The 26,558-nt window shown below is 70.4% G+C and carries 26 protein-coding genes and 1 tRNA gene; 24 read left to right on the forward strand and 3 right to left on the reverse strand.

Annotated features, from left to right (window positions below; genetic code table 11):
- The 6 genes from VKT83_17295 to VKT83_17320 all read left to right on the forward strand — a co-directional run.
- Nucleotides 1–215, forward strand: a 215-nt coding sequence (locus tag VKT83_17295; GenBank protein ID HLY24224.1) for a hypothetical protein, incomplete at its 5' end; no start/stop codon positions are given.
- A gap of 1,676 nt (nt 216–1,891) precedes the next feature.
- Nucleotides 1,892–4,189 carry a HAMP domain-containing protein gene (locus VKT83_17300; GenBank protein HLY24225.1) on the forward strand — a complete coding sequence of 766 codons (2,298 nt, stop codon included), beginning with the start codon at nt 1,892–1,894 and terminating at the stop codon, nt 4,187–4,189.
- The gene (locus tag VKT83_17305; protein ID HLY24226.1) at nt 4,155–4,799 is read left to right on the forward strand and encodes a response regulator transcription factor; all 645 of its coding nucleotides are present in this window, start codon (nt 4,155–4,157) and stop codon (nt 4,797–4,799) included. The genes VKT83_17300 and VKT83_17305 overlap by 35 nt, the downstream gene beginning before the upstream one ends.
- A 188-nt stretch (nt 4,800–4,987) precedes the next feature.
- Nucleotides 4,988–5,623, forward strand: a complete 636-nt coding sequence (locus VKT83_17310; protein HLY24227.1) for a hypothetical protein — start codon at nt 4,988–4,990, stop codon at nt 5,621–5,623.
- Nucleotides 5,624–6,038: 415 nt separating this feature from the next.
- The gene (locus VKT83_17315) at nt 6,039–7,385 is read left to right on the forward strand and encodes a sensor histidine kinase (protein HLY24228.1); all 1,347 of its coding nucleotides are present in this window, start codon (nt 6,039–6,041) and stop codon (nt 7,383–7,385) included.
- A 28-nt stretch (nt 7,386–7,413) separates the two neighbouring features.
- Nucleotides 7,414–8,145, forward strand: coding sequence for a plastocyanin/azurin family copper-binding protein (locus tag VKT83_17320; GenBank protein HLY24229.1), 732 nt, complete (start codon nt 7,414–7,416; stop codon nt 8,143–8,145).
- A 189-nt stretch (nt 8,146–8,334) separates the two neighbouring features.
- Here VKT83_17320 and VKT83_17325 read toward each other — a convergent pair whose 3' ends face one another.
- From VKT83_17325 to VKT83_17335, 3 genes are all read right to left on the reverse strand, one after another.
- Nucleotides 8,335–9,174, reverse strand: a complete 840-nt coding sequence (locus tag VKT83_17325; protein ID HLY24230.1) for an SDR family NAD(P)-dependent oxidoreductase — start codon at nt 9,172–9,174, stop codon at nt 8,335–8,337.
- 16 nt (nt 9,175–9,190) lie between these two features.
- A complete protein-coding gene (locus VKT83_17330) occupies nt 9,191–9,394 on the reverse strand; it encodes a hypothetical protein (GenBank protein ID HLY24231.1) in 204 nt (67 codons plus the stop codon).
- 291 nt (nt 9,395–9,685) lie between these two features.
- Nucleotides 9,686–9,762: transfer RNA gene (locus VKT83_17335), tRNA-Pro, on the reverse strand.
- A 214-nt stretch (nt 9,763–9,976) separates the two neighbouring features.
- On the opposite strand from VKT83_17335, the gene VKT83_17340 reads away from it, so the two are divergent.
- The 18 genes from VKT83_17340 to rplS all read left to right on the forward strand — a co-directional run bounded on the left by VKT83_17340 (nt 9,977) and on the right by rplS (nt 26,556).
- A complete protein-coding gene (locus tag VKT83_17340) occupies nt 9,977–10,756 on the forward strand; it encodes an enoyl-CoA hydratase (protein HLY24232.1) in 780 nt (259 codons plus the stop codon).
- A 2-nt stretch (nt 10,757–10,758) separates the two neighbouring features.
- Nucleotides 10,759–11,967, forward strand: coding sequence for a CoA transferase (locus VKT83_17345; protein HLY24233.1), 1,209 nt, complete (start codon nt 10,759–10,761; stop codon nt 11,965–11,967).
- Between the two features lie 10 nt (nt 11,968–11,977).
- Complete coding sequence (locus VKT83_17350; GenBank protein HLY24234.1) at nt 11,978–13,186, forward strand: CoA transferase; 1,209 nt, start codon at nt 11,978–11,980, stop codon at nt 13,184–13,186.
- Between the two features lie 28 nt (nt 13,187–13,214).
- A complete protein-coding gene (locus VKT83_17355; GenBank protein HLY24235.1) occupies nt 13,215–14,132 on the forward strand; it encodes a hydroxymethylglutaryl-CoA lyase in 918 nt (305 codons plus the stop codon).
- A gap of 89 nt (nt 14,133–14,221) precedes the next feature.
- Nucleotides 14,222–14,887, forward strand: coding sequence for a helix-turn-helix domain-containing protein (locus tag VKT83_17360; GenBank protein ID HLY24236.1), 666 nt, complete (start codon nt 14,222–14,224; stop codon nt 14,885–14,887).
- A complete protein-coding gene (locus VKT83_17365) occupies nt 14,888–16,072 on the forward strand; it encodes a glycosyltransferase (protein ID HLY24237.1) in 1,185 nt (394 codons plus the stop codon). It begins immediately after the preceding gene.
- Nucleotides 16,063–19,701, forward strand: coding sequence for a chromosome segregation protein SMC (smc, locus tag VKT83_17370; GenBank protein ID HLY24238.1), 3,639 nt, complete (start codon nt 16,063–16,065; stop codon nt 19,699–19,701). Before VKT83_17365 ends, smc begins: the two co-directional genes overlap by 10 nt.
- A 49-nt stretch (nt 19,702–19,750) precedes the next feature.
- Nucleotides 19,751–20,674: a signal recognition particle-docking protein FtsY gene (ftsY, locus tag VKT83_17375; protein ID HLY24239.1), complete on the forward strand. Its 924-nt coding sequence runs from the start codon at nt 19,751–19,753 to the stop codon at nt 20,672–20,674.
- Between the two features lie 22 nt (nt 20,675–20,696).
- Nucleotides 20,697–21,095: a DUF302 domain-containing protein gene (locus tag VKT83_17380; GenBank protein ID HLY24240.1), complete on the forward strand. Its 399-nt coding sequence runs from the start codon at nt 20,697–20,699 to the stop codon at nt 21,093–21,095.
- A 129-nt stretch (nt 21,096–21,224) separates the two neighbouring features.
- On the forward strand, nt 21,225–21,638 hold the full coding sequence (locus VKT83_17385; GenBank protein HLY24241.1) for a sigma factor-like helix-turn-helix DNA-binding protein: 414 nt from the start codon (nt 21,225–21,227) through the stop codon (nt 21,636–21,638).
- A 5-nt stretch (nt 21,639–21,643) separates the two neighbouring features.
- Entirely contained in the window at nt 21,644–22,303 is a 660-nt protein-coding gene (locus VKT83_17390) for a class I SAM-dependent methyltransferase (protein HLY24242.1), read from the forward strand.
- Nucleotides 22,296–23,645, forward strand: coding sequence for a signal recognition particle protein (gene ffh / locus VKT83_17395; GenBank protein ID HLY24243.1), 1,350 nt, complete (start codon nt 22,296–22,298; stop codon nt 23,643–23,645). Before VKT83_17390 ends, ffh begins: the two co-directional genes overlap by 8 nt.
- 68 nt (nt 23,646–23,713) lie before the next feature.
- Entirely contained in the window at nt 23,714–23,992 is a 279-nt protein-coding gene (rpsP, locus tag VKT83_17400; GenBank protein HLY24244.1) for a 30S ribosomal protein S16, read from the forward strand.
- On the forward strand, nt 23,989–24,222 hold the full coding sequence (locus tag VKT83_17405; GenBank protein HLY24245.1) for a KH domain-containing protein: 234 nt from the start codon (nt 23,989–23,991) through the stop codon (nt 24,220–24,222). Before rpsP ends, VKT83_17405 begins: the two co-directional genes overlap by 4 nt.
- Nucleotides 24,223–24,288: 66 nt before the next feature.
- Nucleotides 24,289–24,762, forward strand: coding sequence for a YlqD family protein (locus tag VKT83_17410; protein ID HLY24246.1), 474 nt, complete (start codon nt 24,289–24,291; stop codon nt 24,760–24,762).
- Between the two features lie 20 nt (nt 24,763–24,782).
- Entirely contained in the window at nt 24,783–25,340 is a 558-nt protein-coding gene (gene rimM, locus VKT83_17415) for a ribosome maturation factor RimM (GenBank protein ID HLY24247.1), read from the forward strand.
- The gene (gene trmD, locus VKT83_17420) at nt 25,340–26,107 is read left to right on the forward strand and encodes a tRNA (guanosine(37)-N1)-methyltransferase TrmD (protein HLY24248.1); all 768 of its coding nucleotides are present in this window, start codon (nt 25,340–25,342) and stop codon (nt 26,105–26,107) included. Before rimM ends, trmD begins: the two co-directional genes overlap by 1 nt.
- 107 nt (nt 26,108–26,214) lie before the next feature.
- The gene (gene rplS, locus VKT83_17425) at nt 26,215–26,556 is read left to right on the forward strand and encodes a 50S ribosomal protein L19 (protein HLY24249.1); all 342 of its coding nucleotides are present in this window, start codon (nt 26,215–26,217) and stop codon (nt 26,554–26,556) included.
- Nucleotides 26,557–26,558: the final 2 nt, after the last annotated feature.

Here is a 26,558-nt window from a genome sequence, read left to right on the forward strand (position 1 = left end):
GCGCCTGCCAGCGTGAGACCCGCCGCGGCCAGGGCAACCGTGCCTACGGCACCCATAACGGCTGCGACGTGCAACACCGGTGCGGGACCTCGCGGCACGGCACCGCATATTCGGGCGGGAACGGCGATTACCCTCCGCCCCCGTACGGCACGCTCACCGTGATCGCGGCTAGGACCACCAGGGTTGAGACCACACCGATTCGCCTGCCCGGCTAGTCATCCCCTTCCGCGTCGCCGTCGCCGTGACCGCCGCCTCTCTCGTGGCCAACCCCTTTGTCGCCCTGTTCACCAGAACCTTGCCCGCCGCCGCTGTCCTGACCGTTGCCGTGCGGGTCTGGGCCAGGCCCGGCGTTTAGGGACCTCGATCCCGGTAACCCGCCGCTCACGCCGATGCCGCCGGCCCCGCCCGTTGGTCCGCCGACGTAGGAAAGCTTGATGATCAGCCGGCCGTTATAGGCCGGAGGTTGAAGACCAAGCAGATTCTCGAAGACCTCGCATCCCGGAGCCAGCACGAGTGCGGCTGAGGCAGGGCCGCCGCCGCATCCTGCGAAGGTGGCTGCGGCCCTGACGCCGCGGGACGCCGGCCGGCCCGTAGTGCTTGGAGTCCGAATGCCGAGCCGGTTCCTGAGCATGCGTACAGCCGCGGGTGACTCGGCGGGGCAGGTGGCGTGCTGCGCGAGCGTCGACCAAGGCGTCGGACTGGGCGCCGACGTCGTATGGAACGCAGGTCCAGCGGTACGCTGTCGGTGGCACGCCGACAGCGGCGGTAGACTCATGAGCCATCAGATTCCGCCATATAGGGTACATACCCGATACAGCATCGGGTCGCGAACCGATGTCTAATCCGCCAAAGACACCATAGTAAGATGGCGGTTTTTCAGGATGCGCTCGGAGCCGGCAGTTTCTATACTTAACTAGAAGGGCTGGGTGGATACGGGCATATCTGGTTCGCGCGACGGGAGAGGGACGATGGAATCGCTTCCGGTGTGTGAAAAGTGCGGCTTACGGGTTGTGCGGCAGGAGCTCGAGAGGAACGGCATCGTGCTGAGGTTCTGTGATTACTGCTACTGGGGCGAGGCCGCAGCAGAAGACTCGTCTGCAGAGCAGGGCGTGCACGTAGAGAAAGCCTTCTCCGATGTGGGACTGCCAAGGGGGATTTGAACGATCCGGCGGCGATCGCTCGTGCTGGAACTGGCAATCGGTGAGTAATGAATTCAATGAACGGTAGGTTTTATCGATACGTAAGAGCGTGAGCCGGCGGTCCTCATCAGATATCCTGCCGCACGGCGGCGAGCGTAGATTTGAGTCAAAATGTGGCCGGTCCTGTTCGGGTCCGGATGGCGCTGGGAAATCCTTCTGGCAGCGGCGCTCCTATGCTTCGTCGTCAGCGTTCTCGGGTTTCTACTCTGCATCATCTGCCCGCGCAAGGAAACTGCCGATTCTGCCGATCAAGTCTGGCACCGTTACGAAGCAGGCGCTATTACGCGCTCGGATTTCGAGCGGCGGCGCCGCCGGGCGCAAGGGCAACACCCCGAGTAACCCCGCTCTTTTTCGGAAGACTCCTTCTTTAGGATATCCTTGGACGCGGCACCGCTAATGCGAGGCTCAGATTCGAATCTTCTCGCCGGAATGCGCGCAGATCAGGCCACGCAGCGTGCGGCGGTGGGCGCAAGTGCAGACGGAGCCATTCAGCGGCTGCACTGGCGCCATAGCGGAATGGACGCTTCTTCGCGGCCATCTTTCCTGGGCCTGGCCGGGCGGGCCGCGGCGGGACATCGTATACGGTCAGGGCCTGATCCCACATACGGGCTGCGGCCTGATATTCTCTTAGTAACATTCTGCGGTACTTACTAAAGATACCCGTCCGGCGGCGGCCGGGCGAAAGGACGTTCATGGAGCCGGCTCTCTACGGGTCCGCAGTGACGCAGCGCATCGAAGACGCGGTGCGCCGGTCGTCTCCTGCGCGCAGCCTGCGGGCGCGAATTATGGTCGCCGTGGCCGTCGGCATCCTGATTCTGCTGGCCGTCATGGGTCTCAATAGCTATCAGATGGTGCGGCAGCTGACCGACCAACTGCTTCAAGAACGCCTCCGCTCGGCGCAGGCCACGGCGGAACTCCTTGACGGAACGCTGACCCAATCCTTCCGGCAGTTACAGGGACTTGCGTCCTCGGCGGCGTTGAGCGCTCCGAGCGCCGGCGGGCAGCGCGAATGGCTCCGGGAGATGCGACCCCAGATCGCTCTCGCTTCTTACGGCGTGTATGTCGTTGACGCGGCGGGGCGCTTGAGGATCGCGCAACCGGCCCACCCGGGCGATGCCGCGATCGACTTCCGCGACGATGAGGCGGTGCGGCAGGTCCTCGCCGGTCGGCCCACCGCGGCGTCGAACTTGGAGTTTCTGGGCTCCGCCCGCGTGCCCGCCGTGTTGTTGTGTGTGCCGCTTTCCGCCCGCGCGGGCGCACTGTGTGCCGCCGTGGACCTCCGCCGACAGCAACTCCTATCCTATATCACCGAGTACAGCACGACACACCGTCCAGGCACCACGTGGCATGCGCTGATCATCGACGCGCACGGCGAGGTCCTAGCCACGACGGAAAGCGCCGAGGCATTCCAGGCCAACGAGCATCCACTGTTTCATAATGCGCTCATGAGCGCTCGTACGGCGGCGGTCGGCCGAGCCGCCGTGGTGAAAGGGGGGCAGATCCGCGGCTATCATATTATGGCCTTTGCCCCGTTGTACCAGGCGGCGTGGGGTGTGAGCGTCGGACAGACCGAGGCCGAAACGTTTGCGCCGATCGTCGCGGTGCGGAACCGCAATCTCTTGATCGGCGCCACCGCCCTCATCCTGGCGCTGCTGCTGGCGTGGTGGGACACCGGCACAGCGGTGCGGCCGTTGCGATCCCTGGCCGGGGCCGCGCAGCGGATCGCCGGCGGGGACCTTGACACCACGGTGCGGGTCGACCGCCACGACGAGATCGGCAGCCTGGCCGACGCCTACGACACGATGCGTGACCGCCTCAAGACGTCGCTCGCGGAACGGGCCCGGCGCGAACATGAGGCGCAGGCGCTCTACGCCGTCAGCCGCGAGATCCTGGCGCTCACGGACCTGCGGACGATCCTCGCAGCCATCGCGGAGCACGCGCGGCGGCTGCTCCACATGGAGGCCGGCGCGCTGTGCTTGTTCGCCGACCGCGGCGGCCCAATCGTCATGGGCGCGTTGAGCGGGCCGCCCGACGCCCAGCTGCCGGACCGCCCGGGTGGCTCCGTGGGAGCGCCGGCGGGGGAGCCGCTGCGTTGCTGGGAAGACCAGGCGTGCCCGTTCATCAACGACCGGTACGGCCGTGCGCACGCCGTGGCGCCCGTGCAAATCGGCGATCGGACCCTCGGAACGCTGTGCGTTGCCAACAGCGCGCCCCGCCGTGTGACGCCGGACGAGACCAACCTGCTCTCCGCCCTTGCCGCTCTGGCCGCCATCGCGGTCCAGAGCAACAACCTGCATCAACAGGTGCAGCAAGTCGCGGTGTTGAGCGAGCGCGACCGGATCAGCCGTGATCTTCATGACAATACGATGCAGGCCTTGTACGGCGTCGACTTGGCGCTGGAATACGCCGCCGGATTGATCGACGACGATCCGGGCGAAGCGAAACGACGGCTGAGCCAGACGCTGGACATCCACACCCGCATCATTCAGGACATCCGCGGTTACGTGCACAACCTACGTCCGCCGGAGACGGCCGAGCGGACCCTTCGGACAGCCCTTGAGGCCATCGCGGGAGAGTTCCAGGAGCACTCACGGCTGCCAATCACTCTGGATCTGGAAGACGTGGACACGGTGCCACCGGTGCCGAGCGAGGTACGGACCCAACTGATCCTGATCGTCCGTGAAGCCCTTGCGAACGTCATCCGCCACGCGCACGCCGCGCGTGTGACCGTCCGAGCGGCTGTGACGGACGACGCGCTTACGCTCCTCGTGCGGGACGACGGCCGTGGATTCGACCCCGCGGGCCTATCGTCGCGCTACGGCCTCGGCCTCGGCAGCATGTCCGAGCGAGCGCGCGCGCTCGGAGGCCGGCTGCGGGTGACGGCTGCGCCGGGCGCGGGCACCACGGTCGAAATATCGATTCCACGGCCGGCCCGCGCCCAGGTGGAGGTGGAAGATGGAGAAGCCGTTACGCATCCTGCTGGTGGATGACCACGAAGTGGTGCGGGCGGGCGTCCGGATGCTCCTGGAGCACCGGCCCAACATGACGATCGTCGGCGAAGCCTCGACCGCGGCGGCCGCAATTGCGGAGGCGGCGCGGACGACGCCCGACGTAGTGATCATGGACGTACGCCTCCCCGACGGCAGCGGCGTCGAAGCCTGCCGGGAGATCCGGTCGGCGCGGCCCGCCACCCGGGTGTTGATGCTCACGTCGTTTGCGGACGAAGAAGCCGTCGATGCCTCCGTGATGGCCGGCGCGTCGGGCTACTTGTTGAAGCAAACTCGAAGCGCGGAACTGATCCACGCGATTGAGGTCGTGGCCGCCGGGGAATCGCTGCTCGATCCGACGGTCACCCACCAACTTCTCACGCGCTTCAGGCGCCTGGGGGGGAGCGGCGGCGCGATCATCGACGCGCTAACAGAACAAGAGCGCCGCGTGTTGGCGCTGGTTGGGGACGGGATGACCAATCGAGAGATCGCCGCCGCGCTGCACCTGAGCGAAAAGACGGTCAAGAACTACGTCAGCACCCTGCTCGGCAAACTGCACGTGCAACGGCGAGCCGCCGCGGCGGCAATAGCCGCCAAGCAGAAGCTCTCCTAAGCTGCAGACCCGGATTGTTCCGTCGGGGGGCCAAAGGTCCCGGGACCTTTGGCCCTCATCGTTGTCCTCAACGGCCCTACTGGGGCGCGCGTGTATGAACTACGGTAACGGCATGAGCCGCGGACGGCGCGGTCCGAGAATGCGCCGGGCGGCACATCGAGATATCGGGCAACCGGGGAGGCACCTTTATGGCGGCAACGCGCATCCGATACAGTCAGGAGTTGCAGGAGGCGGTCGCGCGACACGGGCTGCTCAGTAGATACGACGCCGCCGTCCGAGAGGCCGTCGCGGTCCTCGCCGGTCGCTTCACCGAGGTGCGCCTCTCCCCGGCGTGGGCGGCGCCCGACGAGGGCGCGGCGGTCGGGGAAGACGGCGCAACGCTTCACCTCACAGTACTGCCGCTGCGCTTTGCGAACCCGTTCGGGCTCACGCGATTCCTCCGTCACGAACTGGGACACGTTGCTGATATCCTCGACGGCGCGTTTGGATACGGGAACGTCCCGGAAGATCTGGCGGCGACGCCGACACTGCGGCGGCGGTTCAAACTCCTCTGGGCGTGCTGTGTCGACGGACGAACCGCGCGGCTCGGCGGGTCGCCGCTGCATACCCCGGCGGAGTACGAGGTCGAGTTTCTGCGGCAGTTTCCGGGGCTCACGGACGGAGCCGCCCGGGTGGCTGTCGGCGGATTGTGGGACAGAGAGCGGCCGTGCTACTGGTGTCTGATGCGGATGGCGGCCGATCTCGCCGCGCAGCCTGTCGCGTCGCTGTCCGTTGCCGGCCCGGCCATCGTGGACGAAACGTGGTGCGCGACAGGACGGACCTAACGTGTGCCGGCAAGGGACAAGAGAAACTCAAGGCGAAAACGTGAGGCGAGGTGCGCGTGACGGGTCTCGCCGTACTGGTCGGGGCCGTGGTGGCGCTCGGACCCGGGTCGCACGCCGCCACTACGACGCAGGCCGGTGACGTGCCGGGGACGACGTTTACCTGTTCTACGATTCGAACGCCGCCACGCTGGATCCCACGGACTCGCCAACTCGAAGCCCGGGACGAAGATTTTCCCCGTGTCGATGCAAGGGTATGTGATCATGCTCTAACGCGCATCGAGCGCGGGGCACGGATAACGGATCGGTGGGGCAGCAGGGCCGCGCCGCCTGAGCGGTCGGTGCCGGTGGAACGACAGCCGCCGGCCGCTAGCGCGGCGGTCCTCCCCCCGTCTCGCGTCACGATGAGAGGCTGACGATGCCTACGGTATCGATCGAGACGCTGGACTGGCTAGCCCTTGGCGTCGGTGCCCACGCTGCGGTGATGCTGTTGCTGTTCCTGCGGTTTCTCGAGACCCGCGAGCGGATCGTACTGTGGTGGACGGGCGCCTACGTCCTGTTCACACTGCACGTGGTGGCCGAAGCGGCCGCGATGCGCACGGCAGAACCCTGGCTCTTCTTCGCACGGCACGCGGCAATCGTTGCGGCGTCGCTGGTCATGCTCTCGAGCGTTGCCGCGGGGTGGCGGAATCTGAGCCGGCGTCATCTGCTTGCCGGCGCGGCCGGGCTCGCCGCGTCTGCGCTCGCGGCGTCGGCACTCGGCGCGCGCGCGGGGACTTGGTGGCTCATGGTGTGGCCCCCGTCTGTCTTCGCGGCGGCCGCCTTCCTCGCCTCGGCATACTTCCTGCGGCAGACCGAGGGGCGTACGCGGCAGTGGGGAACAGCGCTGCTCTTCTGGGGACTTGTCTTGACCGGCCTGCACGGGCTCGATTACCCGCTCTTACGGCCGCTGGCTCCGCTGCCGGGTGCGCTGGCGTCGGGGGTGTTCACGCTGCTCTTTGGGACCGGCATCGTGCTGCGGGCCAATCAGCGGGTTCGCGAGTTGACGGTCCTCAACGCTGTGCGCGGGACGCTCCTGGCGAAAGTGTACACCACACAGGAGGACGAACGCCGGTGGATCTGCCGGACGCTGCACGAGGAGGTCGGGCAGATGCTGTCGGCCCTCATTATGTCACTGGACGGGACCGAGCGATACTTCGCCGAAGCGCCGTCGGCAACCACCCGGCAGATCGCACACATCCGGGGCGTTGCCGAGAAGACCTTGGACGAAATCCGCACGATCGTCAACGATCTGCGGCCCACGCTCCTCGATGAGCTTGGGCTGCGCGCGGCCGTGTGCGCTCACGCGCGCCGCGTGCTGGCGCCGGCGGGGGCCTCGGTCGAGATCGAGATCGACGACCTCACGACCCGCTTTCCGCCGCGGATCGAAGTGGTGCTCTTTCGCATCCTACAGGAGTCCCTCACCGACATCGCCAAGCATGCAGGCGCCACCCGCGTCGGCGTGCGCATCGCGCGCGCGGACACGATCGTGTATGCGACGGTAACGGATAACGGCGCGCGATTCGAACCGGCGGTGAGTTTGCGCACCGGCGACGCGCGCACCATCGGGCTGTTCGCCATGCGGGAGAGGGCCGCCGCCATAGGCGGGCAGGTGAGTACGTGCACCCTGCCGGGAGTCGGAACGCAGATCGAGATAACGCTTCCATGCGGCGGGGAACCCGTAGAACCGGGGCCTCAGCCTCTGTTACCGTTGGCGGGCCTGTAGACAGCCCAACACTCAGGAGGCGCAAACGATGCGGCAGGCGTGCACGGCGATCTTGGCTCTCGTTCTAACCGGCGCGGCGGTCCTCAACCCTGTGATCCCCCGCGCGCCCGTCGAGGCCGCCGGGCCGACGGTGACCATTCCCGGAGATTCGTACCTGCCGCCGTCGATCATGATCGATGCCGGACAGACGGTCACCTGGATCAATAAAGATACCGATCCGCACGTCACTACGACGATGCCCGGTACTCCGGCGTCGTTCACGCTCGTCCACCCGCCGGGGAAGCCGGCGTCGTTCAAGTTCACTACGGCCGGGATCTACCCGTACTACTGTCTCGACCATGCCACCTTCAACACAACGCTCCGGCGGGCCGCGGCGCGCAAAGAAGCGGATACGTTCCCGGTGGCCATGGAAGGGCTCATCGTGGTCAAGGGACCGGAGCTCACGGGAATGCCGTCCGCGACGGTGAAGATCTCCGGGGACACCTATGCGCCCGATATCGCGGTTGTGCGGGTCGGCGGCAAAGTAACCTGGATCAACGCAGATCGCGCCGCGCACACGGCGATCTTCACGGGTGGCGGCGCGCCAAAACTCACGATCGCCGCCGGCAAGAGCGGCTCGGCCACATTCGCGAAGCCGGGGATTTACTTCTTCTACGATGAGCGGTTCGCGATGTACAACACCAAACTGGGGCTCGCGGCGGCCAAGAAGGGGGCGCCCCACTTTCCCGTCGCCATGCAGGGATACGTCGTGGTGCTCTAAGAGCCTCGTGTCCGCCCGGCGGACCGCCGCCGGGCTTCGCATGGGACGGCCGGCGATACGGGCCTGCGACATACACTGGGCTGCCGGCGGGCCGACCGGGATGGCGGCCGTCCTGTCTACGGCGGTCCTGTACGGAGATCGGCGCGCCGACCCGAACCGGCCGGCGTCATGGCGTCTACGTGCGGGCTCTCAGTCAAAAGCGAGGGACGTCGAGAGGTCCCGGTTCGCGTCGATCTGCGCTTTCAGGTCCGCGATCTTCTGCTCCGCGGTGGCAATGGCATCGGCGCCGGCGATGAAGCGGCGCGGAGGTGGCTCCTGGCTCGCAATCGTGATGAGCGCGCGCGCGAGCTTCGCCGGGTCCCCGGATTGGTGGCCGTTCTGGGCTTTCCAGTACTCGACCAGGGGCCCTCTGCGCTCGTCGTAGTCGGCGATGGACGGCGCGGCGTAGTTCGTCGATTGCTCCGTGAGGAGTTCCGTGCGGAAGAATCCCGGATTGACGATCGTCGTATTGATGCCAAACGGTGCGACCTCGGCATGCAGCGACTCCATCCACCCCTCAAGACCAAATTTCGACGCGGCGTAAGCCGTCACGAAGTCGTAACCGGCGGCGAGGCCCGCTGTCGAAGAGATCGAGATGATGTGCCCCGAGCGCTGCTTGCGCATCACCGGCAGGACCGCGCGGGTGACGTTCATCGGACCGATGAGGCTCGCGGCCAATTGGCGATCGAACTGCTCCGGCGTCAACTCCTCGAAGTAGCCGGCGTAGAAGCTCGCCGCGTTGTTTACCAGCACGTCGATGCGACCAAACCGGTCGACTGCGGCCTTCACAGCCGCCTTGGCATCGGCACGGCTCGTGACGTCTAGCTTGACGGGCAACAAGTCGTTCGACTGTCCCAGGGCCTTCGATACGCGAGCGGTGTCCCGGCCAGTGGCCACGACGGCGTACCCGACCGCCAGGGCCGCCTTGGCGAAATCGGCACCCATGCCCCGGCTCGCTCCGGTGATGAACCAGACCTTCTTGTTACTCACGACATCTCCATCCTCTCTAGGCGCGAGACTTGAAACGCTCGATGCGGTACGCGATCTCGGGTCCGTTGTCCCCCTCGTACGCGAGTTGCGCCATCGCCAGGGCGAACGGCTCCAAGTATCTGGCGATTCGCAGCGGTCCAGCATCCACGGGTTCAAAGCCAACGTCACGAATCAGCGTCGCCGCGACGTCTTTGGCGGCCCGGTCATTGCCGCAGTACATGAGGCTCGGCCGGCGCCGCTAGCGTCGGCGGTTACTGAAAAAGGCCCGTAAGTGATCGACGCACATACGGCCATCTCTTCGAAACGATCAAACCGATTCCGGTCGAATGGCCGGAGGATCTGCTCTGGCCCTCCGGTTACCCGTGGGAAGACAGGGCGAAGCCTGCTACGGGCAGTGACACTGATAAAATCAGGAGCAAAGCCCGCTAACCCTGCCTGCTGCGAACAGTGACATTGTACTGACAAACCCAGAACCAAACCCCGATAACCCTTGATAAATAAGGTCTAGAGATGGTCGGGGAGGAGGGACTTGAACCCTCGGCCTCAGCGTCCCGAACGCTGCGCGCTACCAAGCTGCGCCACTCCCCGGCTTTGATTGCATGGGTGCCGGCCGCGGGTCGGCCAGCGGGCCTCATTGTAGCATCCGGCGCGGGCCGCGCACAATGCGGCGGCGGCGGGGCGGGCAGGAGGCCGCGAATGCGGCCGGAGGTCCCGCGTAGACGGGGCAGGAGGCGGCGAATGCGGCCGGAGGTCCTGCGTAGACGGGGGAACGCGCCCGCCGGAGGAGAACGCTGTCGGCTGTATGGACGAACTGCACGTGGTGCGCGACGGCGCCGTCGCCACGGTCACCCTCAACCGGCCCGAGAAGCACAACGCGATTACGGTGGCGATGTGGGAAGCGCTGCCCGGCGTGCTGGCGCCGCTCGCGGCGGACGCGGCCGTCCGCGCCGTCGTGGTGCGCGGCGCCGGGGAGGAGGCGTTCGCCTCCGGCGCGGACATCTCGGAGTTCGGCCGCGTGCGGAACGGCGCGCCGTCGGCGCGGGCGTACAGCGCGCTGGTGGCCGCGGCCGAGCGCGCGCTGGCGGACTTCCCAAAGCCGGCGATCGCGATGGTCCACGGGTTCTGCGTCGGCGGCGGCCTCGAACTGGCGCTCGCGTGCGATCTCCGGTGGACGAGCCCGTCGGGGCGGTTCGGCATCACCGCCGCGCGCCTCGGGATCGTGTACAGCCCCGACGCGACGAGGCGTCTCGCGCGCCTCGTCGGTCCGAGCCACGCGCGCGACCTGCTCTTCAGCGGGCGCCTCGTCGATGCGGCGGAGGCGCGCACGATGGGACTCGTCAACCGCGTCTGCCCGTCCGGCGAGCTGGAAACGGCGACCTACGCCTACGCGGACATGCTCGCGCGACAGGCGCCGCTGTCGCAGCGTGGCGCGAAAGCGATGCTGCAACGACTGGCAGGGGAGGGAACGATGAGCGACCAGGACATCGCCGCGTTCGTCGAGGCCGCGTACGAGAGCGCGGACTACCGCGAGGGTGTGCGGGCGTTTCTCGCGCGCCGGCCCGCCCGGTTCGAGGGCCGTTGACAATGGGACCGCTCGACGGCATCCGGGTGGTCGACCTGACGCGGTTTCTCGCGGGTCCCTTCTGCACGCAGGAACTGGGCGACTTCGGGGCCGACGTGGTCAAGATCGAGCCGCTCGACGGCGACCACTCCCGGAACCAGACCCTCCGGCCTCACCTGGTCGGCAACAGTTACTTCTTCGCCGGGGCCAACCGCAGCAAGCGCAGCATGGCCCTCGACGTGACGAAGCCGGCCGGGCGGGAGGTCGTCCTCCGGCTGGCGCGCCGCGCCGACGTCGTGATCGAGAACTTTCGGCCCGGAGTCATGGAGCGCCTCGGCTTCGGCGCGGCCTCGCTGCGCGAAGACAATCCGCGCCTCATCTACTGCGGCGTGACGGGGTTCGGGCAGACCGGCCCGTACAGCGGCCGTCCGGGATTCGATCAGGTGGGGCAGGGCATGTCCGGCTTCATGAGCATCACCGGCCAGGAGCCGACCGGGCCGACCCGCGCCGGGATCGCGCTCGCCGATCTCTACTGCGCGATGACCGCCTGCCGCGGCGTGCTCTACGCACTGCTGGCGCGAGAGCGGACCGGGCGCGGGCAGGACGTGTACGTGTCGATTCTCGACTCGATGGTCTCGCTGCTGACGTGGAGCGCCGGGATGTACTTCGAGACGGGCACGCCGCCCGGCTTGGCCGGGAACTACCACCCGCTCGCGTCGCCGTTCGGCGTGTACCAGACCCGGGAGGGATCGTTCAACCTGTGCGCGGGCAATGAGGTCATGTGGCGGCGGCTGTGCGAGGCGATCGGCAAGCCGGAGCTCGCCGAGGACCCGCGCTTTCAGAACGTGAACGCCCGCGTCGCGAACCGTCCGGCGCTCAACGCAATCCTGACCGAGGCGTTCAAGAGCCGGACGAGCAACGAATGGGTGCAGTATCTCAACGAGCGCGGCGTCGCCTGCGGACCGATCTACAACCTCGCGGAAGTGTTCAGCGACCCGCAAGTCCTGCACAACGGGATGCTGGTGGAACGGCCGCATCCCGTCCACGGCGCCGTCAAGCTGATCGGCATCCCGATCAAGCTCTCCGAGACGCCCGGCGAGATCCGCCGGGTCCCGCCGATCCTCAACGAGCACGCCGACGAAATCTTGACGGAGGCGGGGTACGCCCCCGGCGAGATCGCGAAGCTGCGGGAAGCCGGTGTGCTGGGCGCCCGGCCCGCGGCGCGGGGATGACGCCGGACCGGTGACCCCCTCGCCTCCGCCCACCGGGCCGCTCGCGGGCCTCCGCGTGCTCGACCTCGGCAACATGATCGCGGGGCCGTTTTGCGCCCGCCTGCTCGGGGACTTCGGCGCCGACGTCATCAAGGTGGAGCAGCCGGGACGGGGCGACCCGGTCCGGGGCTGGCGGAGCCAGTACCGGGGCCACTCTCTTCTATGGAAGACAATGAACCGGAACAAACGCGCCGTCACCCTGGACCTTCACGCGGAAGAGGGACAGGCCATCGCGCGCCGGCTCTACGACGCCTGCGACATCGTGGTGGAGAACTTCCGGCCGGGCGTGCTCGAGCGCTGGGGGCTCGGCTACGCGCAGGTGCGGGAGGCGGCTCCCCGCCTCATCATGGTGCGCATCAGCGGGTACGGCCAGACCGGTCCGTACCGTGACCGGGCGGGATTCGGCGGGGTGGCCGAGGCGATCTCCGGGGTCCGCTTTCTGACCGGGTACCCCGACCGGCCGCCGACGCGGGTTGGGTTCGCGCTGGCCGACACCGTGGCCGGTCTGTACGGGGCGTTCGCCGCGATGGCCGCGGTGTCGGAGCGCGCGCGCAGCGGCCTCGGTCAGGAGATCGACGTCGCGCTTACGGAAGCCACCTTCAGCCTGCTCGACGATTTGCTTGCCGCGTATCAGAAGCTCGGCCACGTGGCCGAACGGCACGGTACCGGACTGCCCGGGGTCGCGCCGAGCAGCATCTATCCGACGCGCGACGGGCAGTACATCGTGATCGGCGCCAACAACAACAATGTGTTCCGCCGGCTCGCAACGTTGATGGGCCGCGAGGACTGGCTCGCCGACCCCGGCCTGGCCAACGACCAGGGACGCGGCGGGCGCCAGGCCGAGCTCGACGCCGCGGTCGGCGCGTGGACCGCGCAGCACGATCTGGGCGCGCTTAACGAGCTGCTCGCCGCGCACGGGGTTCCGGCGGGGCCGGTCTACGACATCGCCGGCGTCGCCGCGGACCCGCAGTTTCGCTTCCGCGGGGCGATCGCCGAGGTGGACGATCCCGACGTCGGGCCGCTCGCGCTGCCGGGGGTTGTGCCGGTGATGAGCCGGACGCCCGGCCATATTGCCTGGGCCGGGGCGCGGCAGGGCCAGCACAACGCGGAAGTCTACGGCGAGGTGCTCGGGCTGAGCGGCCGGGACGTCGAGGCGCTCCGGGACCGCGGGGTCATCTGAGGCCGGCCTTGGCGAGGTGGATGCGTTCATGAAGCTGCCCGGGGCTGTGACGATCTCGGAAGTGGGGCCCCGCGACGGGTTCCAACTCGTCGGCCGTGTGATCCCAACCGAGACCAAGATCCGCGTGATCCGCGCGCTCTACGACGCCGGTGTGCACGACATCGAGGTCACGTCGTTCGTGTCGCCGAAGGCCGTGCCGCAGTTCGCGGACGCGGACGAGGTTGCGCGCGCCGCGCTGCGGCTGCCGGGACTGCGCGCGTCGGCCCTCGTGCCAAACTTGAAAGGCCTGGAGCGCGCGCTCGCCGCCGGCATTCGCGCCGTGACGGTGGTGATCGGGGCGACCGACGCGTTCAATTCGGCGAACGTCCGGATGACCGTGAGCCGATCGCTCGAGCAGCTGGCCGCGATTACGGAGGCGGCGCGGGCGCTGCCGGGGGCGTCCATCGAGGCCGGCATCGCGGTCGCGTTCGGCTGTCCTTATACCGGACCGGTGCCGCTCGACGCGGTGGAGGCGATCGTCGAGCGGGCGGCGGCCCTCGGGATCACCTCGGTCAGCCTCGGCGACACGATCGGTGTCGCGACGCCCACGCAGGTCGCCGGCGCCGTAGCCCGGCTGGCGGGAATCTACCCCGGCGCCCGCCTCGCGCTGCACCTGCACGACACGCGCGGCATGGGGCTCGCCAACGTCCTGGCCGGGCTGGACGCGGGCGTGACCACGTTCGACGCCGCGATCGGCGGCCTCGGCGGTTGCCCGTTCGCGCCCGGCGCGACCGGCAACATCGCGACCGACGACACCAACTATATGCTGCGCGGGATGGGCATCGAGACCGGCATCGACCAGGAGGGCCTTCTCGCCTGCGGCCGGCTGGTGGCCGAGACCGTAACGGCGGACCTCCCGAGCCACGCGCTCCGGGTGCACCTCAGCCGGGCCCGACCGACGAGTTAGAGTGGTTTCGCAGGATTTTTCTCACGTTTCTCGAACTACGCCGGGACATTAACGCCGAATAACCTACGCAGCACTCATCGGAGCAGACAATGGCGCAGACGTTGCGGGACTGGTACCGCTACCTCGAACGGCAGATGCATGTCTCCCTCCCGGAACCGGTCACGTCCTTGAACGCCGGCCCACCCGACGCGCTCAGCCGTCAGATCGGTGCGGTCGAGCCGGCCGGCTCTAGGCCTGCGGCTTCAATTTCGTCGTGGCCCGCGGCGGGTCCGCGGGCACGAGCCAAAATCGCGCCGGCCGCCACGAAATCACCGCCGGCCCAGCCGAACCCGGTCGCGGTAGCCGCCGCCGTGGGCGCCCGGGCTACATCCGGGACGCCCGGCGAGGCCGGCGGCGGGCAGGGCTCGCGGGCGGCCCTTGAAGCCGAGGCCCGCGCCGACGCCGTCCGCCGGAGTCTCGGCGCCGGGCCCGATCAGCGGGCACTGCCGATGGAGCTCGGCCCGCGTGGGCGGGGCGGCCGGCGCCCGATCACGGAGAGCCGCGAGGAGATCATTCGCCGGCTGCTCGATCCCGAGATCAGCCTGCACGAGGCGGCCGCCGTGCTCAACCTGAGCAAGGCGACCGTGCGCCGCTACACCGACCAGGGGAAGCTGGCGTGTCTACGCACCGAGGGCGGGCAGCGGCGGTTTCGCCTGTCCGCGCTGCTCGGCTTTCTCGACGTGCAGTCACAGGCGCGCGGCGAGACCGCCGGGTAAGTGCACGTTGGCCTGTTCACGGATTCCTACCGGCCGCGCACGAGCGGCGTGGTGACGGCGGTCGAGACGTCGGCGCGGCAGCTGCGGTCGCGCGGCCACCGGGTCTCCATCGTGGCGCCGGCGTACCCCGGTTACGCCGACGTGGACCCCGACGTCGTGCGCGTCCCGTCGGTCACCCCGCCGGGCCACCCCGACTTTCCGCTGGCGCTGCCGTATCCCGGCCGTGCGCTGCGGGCCGTGCGCGCGCTCGGCCTCGATCTCGTGCACACGCACTCGCCGTTTCTGCTCGGCGGCATGGGCTGGTGGGCGGCGCGGGCGCTGGGGCGCCCCGTGCTCTTCACGTACCACACCCGGTACGACGAGTACGCCCACTACGCGCCGGTGGTCGGCGAGCTTGCCCGGCCGCTCGTGAGCGCCTACGCGACGGTCTACTGCAACCAATGTGACTGCGTGCTTGCGCCGCTCCCGTCGATCGCGGCGCTGCTGCGCGACGCCGGCGTGCGCGTGCGGGTGGTCGTGGTGCCGAGCGCGGGCATCGACGTCTCGGCCTTTGCGCCGCAGCCAGGGTTCGCGGGGGACGAGCGGACGGCCGTGCGCGGCCGGTTCGGGGTGCCGCCCCGCTCGCCGCTCCTCGTGTTCGTCGGGCGCCTGGCGCGGGAGAAGAACGTGGCGCTCCTGCTCGCGGCGCTCGCGGCGCTGCCGTCCGAGGTGCGGCTGCTGCTCGTCGGCGACGGTCCCGAGCGCGCCGCCCTCGAGGCGCAGGCGAAAGACGCCGCGCTTACCTCGCGCGCGGTCTTCGCCGGCACGCAGCCGCCGGCGGTGGTCGCCCAGGTGCTGGCGGCGGCCGATCTTTTTGTCTTTCCGTCGACGACGGAGACGTTCGGGATCGCGATGATCGAGGCGATGGCGGCGGGCTGCGCCGTGGTGGCCGTGCGGGCCCCCGCCTCGTCCGATCTCGTCAGGGACGGCGAGACGGGGCGTCTCGTTCCGGCGGATCCCGGCGCGTTTGCGGAGGCCGTCCGCGACCTGCTGGCGCAGCCGGCCCGGCGCAGCGCGATGGGTGGAGCCGCCCGGGCGGCCGCGGCGGACTACGACCAGGCGCGCGTCACCGATCGCCTGTTGATCGTCTATCAGGAGCTGCTCGCGCGCCAGCGCGTCGCGGGAGGGGGACTCACGTGCGTCTGAAACGGCTCGAGCTCACGGGGTTCAAGACGTTCGCGGACCGCACCGCCTTGGAGTTCTCCCCGCGCCTGACCGCGATCGTCGGCCCCAACGGCAGCGGCAAGAGCAACATCTTCGACTCGATCCGCTGGGCCCTCGGCGAGGGCAGCCTGCGCGCGCTGCGCGGCGTGCGCAACGAGGATGTGATCTTCGCCGGCAGCGAGCGGCGCCGGCCGCTCGCCATGGCGGACGTGACGCTGGTGCTCGACAACGGGGACGGCACGCTCATGATGCCCCTCGACGGCGACGACGCCGCGCCGACGCCGCTCGCGTTCGCGGAGGTCACGGTGACGCGGCGGGCGCTGCGGGCCGCCGACAGCCGCTATTTCATCAACACCCTCCCGTGCCGGTTGCGCGACATTCAGACGATGTTTCTCGGCACCGGTCTCGGCGGGCACACCTACGCGCTCGTGACGCAGGGCGAGGTCGACCGCATGCTCGACGCGACGCCCGAAGAGCGGCGGATGATCCTCGAGGAGGCCGCGGGCCTCGCGAAGTTCAAACGCCGCCGGCACGACGCGGAGCGCCGCATGGCGGCCGCGGACCAGCTGCTGCTGCGCGTGGCGGACATCCTCGCGGAGCAGGACGCGCGGGTCGAGACCCTCGCGGCACAGGCCGATGCCGCGCGGCAGTATCAGGCCTACACGCAGGAGCTGCGCGGGCTCGAGCTCGCCGTTCAGGTCGAGGAGGTCCGGCGGCTGGCCCGCGCGCAGAAGCGCGTTCAGGACCAACTCGAGCAGATCGCGGTGAAGCGCCGCGACGTCGAACGATCGCTCGCGGCCCTCGCGGAAGAACGGGCGGCGCTGGACCGGCGCGCCGCGGACGCGGGCCGGGAGTGGGACGACGCCCAACGGTCGCTCGTCCGGCTGACCGAGCGCCGGGCGGCCGAGGAATCCGCCGCGCAGCTGCTCGCCGAACGCCGGCGGGGCGTCGCCGCGCAGCGGGCCCGGCTCGACGCGGAGATCGCCCGTGAAGGGGCGGAGGCCGGCCGTCTCGCCGATGAGCGCGACGACCTCGCGCGCCAGGACCGGTCGCTCGCCGCCGAGGCGGAGCGCCGCCGCGGAGACGTGGCCGCCGCGCAGGACGCCCTGCTGCGGCTGGAAGAGAGCACCGCGCGAGACGAGGCGAGGGCGGCGCAGGCGCGAGATGACGCGCGCGCGCTCGCGGATTCCCGCGCGCGGGCACATGCCGATTTCGCCACGGCGGACGCGCGGGTGGCGGCCTATCTCGATCGGGCCGCGGCGATCGCCGGCCGGCTGCGGCATCTGCGCGAACAGGCCGCGGAGATCACCGCACGGCGGGAGACGCTGACCGCCGAGCTGGCGCAGATCACGGCCGCCCTCGACGCCCGGCGCAGCGCGCTGCGCGCGCTGCGCAACGAGCACGAGCAGGGCGAGGCGCACCGCGACGAACTGCTGGCGGAGGTCCGCCGGGTGGAGATGGAGCGCGAGACGCTCCGGTCGCGTCTTGCGTTTCTCGAGGAGGCGCACGCGCAGTTCCGAGGCTACGATGCCGGCGCGCGCGATCTGCTCCTCGCCCGCCGCCGCGAGCCGGAGCGCTTTACGGCGCTGCGGGCCGTCGTGGCCGAGGTGATTCGCGCGCCGCGGGAGATCCGTCCGGCCGTGGAGGCCGCGCTCGGCGCGGCCGCCTCGGCGCTGATCGTCGGGACGATCGACGACGCCCACGCGCTGCGGCAGGCCGCAGGCGGCGAGGCCGGCGAGATCGCCTTCCTGCCCCTCGCGCTCGTCCGGCCGCTGCCGGCGCCGGCGCTTCCCGCCGAGGCCGCCGCGGATCCCGGGTTTGCCGGCCGGGTCCTCGACCACATCGAAGTCGAGGGAGAGCACGCCGGCGCGGTCCGCGGCCTCTTGGGCGACGCCGTGTTCGCACGCGACCTCGAGGCGGCCGTCCGCATCCGGGCCGCCGGCTACGAAGGCCGGATCGTCACGCTGGCCGGCGACGGGGTGTCGGCGCTCGGAGTGGTGACCACCGGCCGCCGCGCGCCCGGGCAGACCGGGACGGTGGGACGGGCCGAGGAGATCGCCGAGGCCCGCGCCGCCCTCGAGCGGCTGGAGGCGGCGGCGCGCGACTGCGCCGCGCGGATCGACGCCGCGACGGCGCGGCTCCGGGAGATGGAAGCGGCGGTCGCGCAGGCGGACGCGGGCATCACCGAGGAAAGCGACCGGCGGGGCGACGCCGACCGGCGGCTCGTGCTGCTCGACGCCGAGCGCGCCCGCATCGACGACGAGCTCGCCGCGCTGGCCGCGGAAGCGCGGGCGGCGGAGGACGCCGTTCGGGAACACGAGCAGGCCCGGGACCGGTTCGCCGCGGAGGCCGCCGCGCTCGAGCAGCGGATCGCCGGGCTGGAGGGCGAGGCGGAGGATCTATCGGTCCGGCTGCGCGATCAGGCGCTCGCCGCCCGCGGCGCCCGGGAGGCGCTTACCGAGGCGCGCGTCGCCATTACCGAGTTGGAGGGACGTCGCGCGGGCGTCCGCGCCCGCGCCGCCGAGGCCGAGCGGAGCATGGCCGCGGCGGACGAGCGGCGCCGGGCGCTCGAACTGGAGGGCACCGGCCTCGATGCCGACGCCGCCGCGCTTGAGGCGGAAGAGGCGGCCGCGCGGGAGCGGTGCGCCGCGTTGACCGGGGAAGGCGAGCGCCTCGAGGCGTCACTCGCGGCGCTCGACGAAGAACGCGCCGCGGTCGCGGGACGCCGGGCCGAAGTGGAGCAGCAGCACGCGGACGCGGCCGGCCGCGCGGAGGCGCTCGCGGAAGACGTGCACCGTGTCGAGCTCCGGCAGGCCCAGGTGGACGCGGAGATCGGCAGCGCGCGCCGGCGCATCGAGGAAGAGTTCGGCCTGCCGTTCGATCGCGCCGCATCCGAGGCCCCCGAGTCGATCGAGCGCGACGAGACCCTCGGCCGCATCGAGGCGCTGCGCGGCCTCATCGCGTCGCTCGGACCGGTCAACCTGATCGCGATCGAGGAGCACCGCGCCGCGGTGGCCCGCGCGGACGCGCTGCGCGAGCAGTACGACGACGTCGCGGGAGCGCTCGAGGCCCTGCGGGGCCTGATCGCGGACCTCGAGACGGTGATCCGCGAGCGGTTCGAGGAGACCTACCGCGCCGTCAACGACGAGTTCAGCGGGCTGTTCGTGCGGCTCTTCGGCGGCGGCCGCGCCGGGTTGGATCTCGTCACGGTGGAGGGCAGCGACGAGCCCGGCATCGACATCGTCGTGCAGCCGCCGGGGAAGAATCTTCGTAGCCTGAGCGCCCTGAGCGGGGGCGAGCGCGTCATGGTATCGCTCGCGTTGATCTTCGCGATGCTGCGCGTGCGGCCGAGCCCGTTCTGCGTCTTCGACGAGGTGGAGGCGGCGCTGGACGAGGCGAACACGCGCAAGGTGGCCGAGGTGCTGCGTGAGCTCACCGAGCAGACGCAAATCATTATCATTACGCACAACAAGGCGACCATGGAGTCGTGCGACGTGTTGTTCGGCGTGACGATGGAGGAGCCCGGGGTCTCGCACATGGTGTCGGTTCGGCTGCAGGAGGCCGCGCAGACAGGAGAGGACGCGCAGCTCGAGCAGCAGCCCGTCGGTTGAGCACGCCGGTCCCCTCGACGGGGGCGGCGCACACGGGGACGTAGCGGCGATGGCAGGGAGCGGATGGTTCGGCCGGTTTCGCGAGGGCCTGGCGAAGACGCGCCAGGCCCTCGCCGCGCAGCTCGACGGTCTGATCGGGCGCGAGATCGACGAGTCGTTCTACGATGACCTGGAAGAGGCGCTGCTAGCGGCGGACCTCGGCGTCCAAGCGACCGAGACGGTGATCGCGCGCCTCCGGAGCCGCGCGCGCTCGGGCGAATTGGGCGCCGCGGCGCGGACGCCCGAGGGCCTGCGGCGGGCGCTCGCCGAGGTCGTGCTCGCCACACTCGGCGAGCCCGCGCCCCTCCGCCTCGAGCCGCGGCCGGCCGGCATCGTCGTCCTCGGGGTCAACGGCGCGGGCAAGACGACGACGATCGGCAAGCTGGCCCACCGCTTTCGCGCCGACGGCCGGCGCGTGATCGTCGCCGCGGCGGACACATTCCGGGCCGCGGCGATCGACCAGCTGGCGGTATGGACCGACCGCGCCGGGGTGGAGCTCGTGCGGCACGCGGAGGGCTCGGACCCGGCCGCGGTGGTGTACGATGCCGCGCAGGCCGCGCGCGCCCGCCACGCCGATGTGCTGATCGTCGACACCGCGGGCCGCCTCCACACGAAGACGAACCTCCTCGAGGAGCTCAAGAAGCTCGATCGCGTCCTGCGGCGCGAGCTGCCCGAGGCTCCGGTCGAGTCGCTCCTCGTGCTGGACGCGACCACCGGACAGAACGGGATTGCGCAGGCGCGGCAGTTCGCCGCGGCGCTGCCGCTGACCGGGGTCGTGCTGACCAAGCTCGACGGCACCGCGCGCGGCGGCATCGCCGTCGCGATCGCCGACGAGCTCAAGCTGCCTGTGCGGCTCGTCGGGTTCGGCGAGGGGATGGACGACCTGCAGCCGTTCGATCCGAAGGCGTTCGTCGAAGCCCTGCTGGCGTCATGAGGCGCGAGACGGAGGGACGCGTATGGATGGGATGCCGGACGCCGGGATGGTCCACCTGCGCAGCGGGCACTCTGTGCCGGAAACCGTGCAGCGGCTGCAGGCCTCGCTGCGCGCGCACGGCCTCACCATCTTCGGCCTGATCGATCACGGCAGCGAGGCGGAGAAGGCAGGACTGGCGATGCGGCCCACCCAGGTGCTCATCTTCGGCAGCCCCAAGGCCGGGACGCCCTTGATGGTGGCGGCGCCGACGCTCGCGATCGATCTCCCGCTCAAGGCCTTGGTCTGGGAAGACGCCGGCGGCGCCGTCTGGCTCTCCTACAACACTCCGGAGTACCTCCGCGAGCGCCACGGCGTGCCGGAGGACCTCATGAAGAACATCACGGGAGCCGGCGCGCTCTTGAAACAGGCCGCGGAGCCGTGAACCCCAACCGGGCGACCGATCACCTTGCAAACGAGCGCACCCTTCCCGCATGGCTGCGCACCGGGCTCGCCGTCGCCGTGTCGCCTTGAGTTTCTCGGGTAGCCGTGTGCTATACTGGCGTCAAGGACAATGCCTTTACAGAAGACACCTTCCACCCCGCGGCTCAACGGCCGCGCCCGCAGTCTCGCCGATCGGACCGCCGTGATCCGGCTGTTCGACGCGTACGCCGGCCTGCTGACGGCCCGCCAGCAGCGGCTGGTGCGCATGTACTACCATGAGGACCTGTCGCTCGGCGAGATTGCCGGCCGGCTCCGCGTCAGCCGGCAGGCCGTGTTCGACAGCCTGCGGCGCTCGGTGGACGAGGTGCGGCATCTCGAGGACCGGCTCCGCGTCCTCTCGGAGGCCGGGCGGAACGGGCGTGGCCGGGACGCCGCGGCCGCGCGCTTGCTCGCGGTCGAACGGGCGGCGGCGCGCTTGACCGAGGCCGGGGCGCCCACCGGCCCCCTGCTGCGGGCGCTGCGGGCGCTTCGCGAGGCGATGTGAGCACAATGGCGTCGCCCCGCCCGAGCGGGACTAGCCGGCGGAAGGCGCCGGCGTCGCATTACTTCACGCCGGCTCCGCCCCCTGACGAGGGCAGGCCGGCGCCCGGACGCGAGCGGACGATCCGCTTCGAAGACGGCGGCCGTGAGTTCCGGTTTCGCACAGCCCCAGGCGTCTTCTCGCGCGGCGGCGTCGATCGCGGGACGCGTCTGCTGCTGGAAGCGGTGGATCCCGCCGAAGCCGGCACGATCCTGGATCTCGGCTGCGGCTACGGCGCGCTCGGCATCGTGATGGCCGCCCGCAGCCCGCGGGCCCATGTGACGCTCGTCGACATCAATCCGCGCGCCACGGCCCTCGCCGCGGCCAACATCCGCGATAACGCGGCCGCCAACGCCGAGGCGCGGACCGGCGACGGCTGCGCGCCGGTTGGAGACGAGCGCTTCGACCTGATTCTGCTCAACCCGCCGATCCGCGCGGGCCGGACGGTGGTCGTGCGGCTCCTCGGCGAGGCGCGGGCGCATCTCGCGCCGGGCGGCCGCTTCTATCTGGTCGCGCGCACGAGCCAGGGCGCCCGGACGATCGCGCGGTGCATGGGCGAGGTCTTCGGCAGCGTGCGCGAGGTGGAGCGGGGCGGGGGATTTCGCGTGTACGAGGGCCGTGATGTTTGAGCAGCTGCAGTCCCGCCTCGGCGGCATCCTGAACCGGCTGCGCGGGCGGGGGGCTTTGTCCGAGGCGGACGTCGAGCAGGCGCTCCGCGAGATCCGTCTCGTCCTGCTCGAGGCCGACGTCAACGTCAAGATCGCCCGTGATTTCGTCGCCCGGGTGCGCGAGGCGGCCGTGGGGCAGGAGGTCTGGAAGAGCCTCACCCCGGGCCAGCAGGTCGTGCAGATCGTCCACGCGGAGCTGGTCCGGCTGCTCGGCGAGTCGCACCGCGCGCTCATGCCGGCGCCGAAGCCGCCGACCGTGATTCTGCTCGCGGGTCTCCATGGAACCGGGAAGACCACGACGGCCGGCAAGCTGGCCGTCCACCTCAAGAAGCGCGGCCGGGAGCCGGTGCTGGCCGCGGCCGACCTTTCGCGTCCGGCGGCGGTGCGCCAACTGGAGATCGTCGGCCAGCGGGCCGGGGTGACGGTGGTGTCGCCCGCGGCCGGCGAGGACGCGGTCGCCGTGGCGCGGCGCGCCCTCGAGGTGGCCCGCAGCCGCGTGGCCGACACGCTCATCGTCGACAGCGCGGGCCGCCTCCACATCGACGAGGACCTCGTCGCCGAGCTCGCGCGCATTCGCGAGGCCGTCGCCCCCCATTACACGCTGCTCGTCCTCGACGCGATGGCGGGGCAGGACGCGGTGCGCATGGCCGAAGGGTTCCACCGCGCGGTGCCGATCGACGGGGTGATCCTCACGAAGCTCGACGGGGACGCCCGCGGCGGCGCCGCCCTATCCGTGGCGGCCACCATCGGCGTGCCGATTCTCTACGTCGGCACCGGCGAGCGCCTCGACGCGCTGGAGCCCTTCCATCCGGACCGCATGGCGTCGCGCATTCTCGGCATGGGCGACGTGCTTACCCTGATCGAGAAGGCCCAGGAACAGGTGACGGCCGACGACGCGCGCGAGATGGAGCGCAAGCTGCGCCGCGCCGAGTTCACGCTCGAGGATTTCACGAAGCAGCTCCGGCAGGTCCGGGCGATGGGCCCGATCGACCAGGTGCTCGCAATGATACCGGGATTCAGCGCCAAACGCGCGGGCCTGCCCGGCGGGGGGGAAGTGGACGAGCGCGCGCTCGGCCGCCTCGAGGCGATGATCAACTCGATGACGCCGGGCGAGCGCCGGCATCCCGACGTGATCGACGGCAGCCGCCGCCGCCGGATCGCGCGCGGCAGCGGCACCTCGGTGCAGGAGGTGAACCGGCTGCTGCGCCAGTTCGCCGACGCGAAGAAGATGCTGAAGCAGATCGAGAGCATGGGGCGGCGCGCCGGCAAACTCGGCAAGCTGCCCACCTCGTTGGAGCCGTAAGGCCAGGACGAACGGCGCCGTTCCCGAGAGGCACCCGGCGCCGATTGAAGGCAGGAGGGGGACAGAACATGAGCGTCAAGATCCGGCTGACGCGGCGGGGGGCCAAGGGCCAGCCGTTTTACCGGCTGGTGGTGGCGGATTCCCACAGCCCGCGCAGCGGCAAGTATCTCGACAACGTGGGCTACTACAATCCGCGGACCGAGCCGTCGACAATGCACGTCAACACCGACAAGGTGCTGGCGTGGCTCCGCAAAGGGGCCCGGCCGTCGGACGCCGCCCGCGTCATCCTCGAAAAGACCGGCGTCCTCCGTCAGTGGGAGGAGAGCCGGGCCAAGGCGCCGCGGTGAAAGCCCTCGTCGAGCTCGTGGCGCGGTCGTTGGTCGACCATCCCGACGACGTCGTCGTCGAGGTTGTCGACGGCCCGCAGACGGCCACGATCGAGGTCCGGGTCGCGGCGGACGACGTGGGCAAACTCATCGGCCGCGGCGGCCGGATCATCAAGGCGATTCGCACGCTCGCGCGGGCCGCGGCGACGGGCAGCGGCAAGCGCGTGAACGTAGAGGTCCTGCGGCCGTAGAGGGCGCAGGAGCCGCGAAGGCGGCGGAGGCCCCCGCGCTAGACGGGGGGACGAAGGGGGACGGGCATGCCAACCATTACGGTGCAGCGGCCGGTCGTCATCAAAACGATCGTGACCGAGAGTTTCAAGCGGCTGTACGTCGCCGATCTCGAGGACGCCATCAAGCGCATCGAGGCGGTGGTGCAGCAGATCGACGTGCAGGCGAGGCGGTTCGACCTCGAGCGGCAGGTCTCGCCGCAGTCCCGCGCGGTGCGGCAGCAGCTCGAGATCGAGCGGGCGCGCCAGGACGCGGCGCGCGCGGAGCTCACCGCGCGGCTCCGCGAAGCGGAGGAGCTGAAGATCAACGAGGAGTTCACTCAGGGCACGATCGAGGGCATCGCCGAGCTCGTGGTCGGCGACAACCTGTTCGACAAGATCTCGCGCGCGGAGATCGTCGTGAAGGACGGGATCGTGATGGAGATCCGGGAAGGCGCCCCCGCGTCGTCGCCGTCTGCTTCGCCGTCCGCCTCGCCCTCGGGCCTGATCATGCCGGGGGCCTAAGGGCCGTCCGGGGACGCGGCGTGGCGTGTTCGCGCGGCTGGGCCTACGGCGTGGGCAAGAGCGGCGACGGCCGGCGTGACGGGCTCATCGTCGTGGGTGAAGTCACCCGTCCGCACGGCGTCCGCGGCGCGCTGCGCGTGCTGCCGATCACCGACTTCCCCGAGCGGCTGCTGCGTCTGCGGGAGGTGGCGCTCGTGCAGGGCGGCCGCGTGCGCACGATGGCGGTGGAGGCGGCCGAGCCGGCCGGCCGGTTCGTCGTCATGAAGCTGGCCGGCGTCGATACCCCGGACGACGCCGCGGCGCTGCGCGGCGCCACGATCGAGGTGCCGGCGGCGGACGCGGTGCCGCTGCCGCCCGGACAGTTCTACGTCTTTCAGATCGTCGGCCTCCGCGCGCGGACGCCCGGCGGCGAGGTGCTGGGCGAGGTCGTCGACGTGCTGCGGACCGGCAGCAACGACGTCTACGTCGTCCGGTCGGCCGCGGGGACAGAGACGCTGCTGCCGGCCGTCGAAGGCGTGATCGAGACCGTCGATCTGGCGGCCGGCGAGATCGTCGTGCGTCCCCCGGAGTGGTCGTGATGCGTATCGACGTGGTGACGATCTTTCCGGACGTGTTTCCCGGGCCGCTCGACGCGGGGGTGATCGGCCGCGGCCGCGCGCGGGGCCTGCTCGACCTGGTGGTCTGGGACCTCCGCGCGTTCACGGACGACCGCCACCGGACCGTGGACGAGCCGCCGTACGGCGGCGGGGCCGGCATGGTGATGAAGGCCGAGCCGTTCCTCCGCGCCGTGGACGTCATCCGGCGCGCCGCGCCGGCGCCGGGGCCGGTCCTGCTGACCAGCCCGCAGGGGCGGCGCCTCTCGCAGGCGTGGATCCGGTCCCTCGCCGCGGCGCCGCAGCTCACCGTCCTGTGCGGCCGGTACGAGGGAGTGGACGAGCGCGTCGCCGAGATCCTCGGCGCGGAAGAGGTCAGCATCGGCGATTACGTTCTGAGCGGCGGCGAACTGCCGGCGATGGTGATCGTCGAGGCCGTGGGCCGTCTCGTGCCGGGCGTGGTGGGCGAGGAGGCGTCGGTGCGCGAGGACTCGTTCTCGGCGGGGCTCCTCGATCACCCGCACTACACCCGGCCGGCCGATCTCGAAGGGCACGCCGTGCCGGAGGTGCTGCTGAGCGGGCATCATGAGGAGATCCGCCGCTGGCGGCGGCGCGAGGCGCTGCGGCGGACGCTCGCGCGCCGGTCCGATCTGGTGGACGAGGCTTCGCTCGACGAGGAAGCCCGCGGGTGGCTCCGCGAGTGGCGCGCGGCGCCGGATCAGGCCGGCGCGCGGCGCGGCGAAAGGGGCTGACGCCCTGAGCGCGCGCGTGCTATAATGCGCTGTCACTTCGGCCGGCCAGCATGAAGTTAGAGCCGCCGGCGCCCATGAAATCAAGGCCCGTGGGGGGCGTTTGTGTTATGGAGAGGGTCGTCGCGATCGAGCGCCAGCAGATGAAGACGGAACTGCCGCCGTTTGCCGCCGGGGATACCGTGCGCGTGCACATCAAGGTGGCGGAGGGCGGGCGCGACCGCCTCCAGGCGTTCGAGGGCACCGTGATCGGGCGCCGCGGCGGCGGACTGCGCGCGGCGTTTACCGTCCGCCGGATCTCCCACGGCGTCGGCGTCGAGCGGACCTTCCCGCTCCACTCGCCCCGCATCGAGAAGATCGAGATTCTCCGCAAGGGCCGTGTCCGCCGCGCCAAGCTCTTCTATCTGCGGGAAAAGATCGGACGGGAGAGCCGCATCAAGGAGAAGCGCTAGGC

This window comes from bacterium, assembly GCA_035308905.1.
Lineage (GTDB): Bacteria > Sysuimicrobiota > Sysuimicrobiia > Sysuimicrobiales > Segetimicrobiaceae > DASSJF01.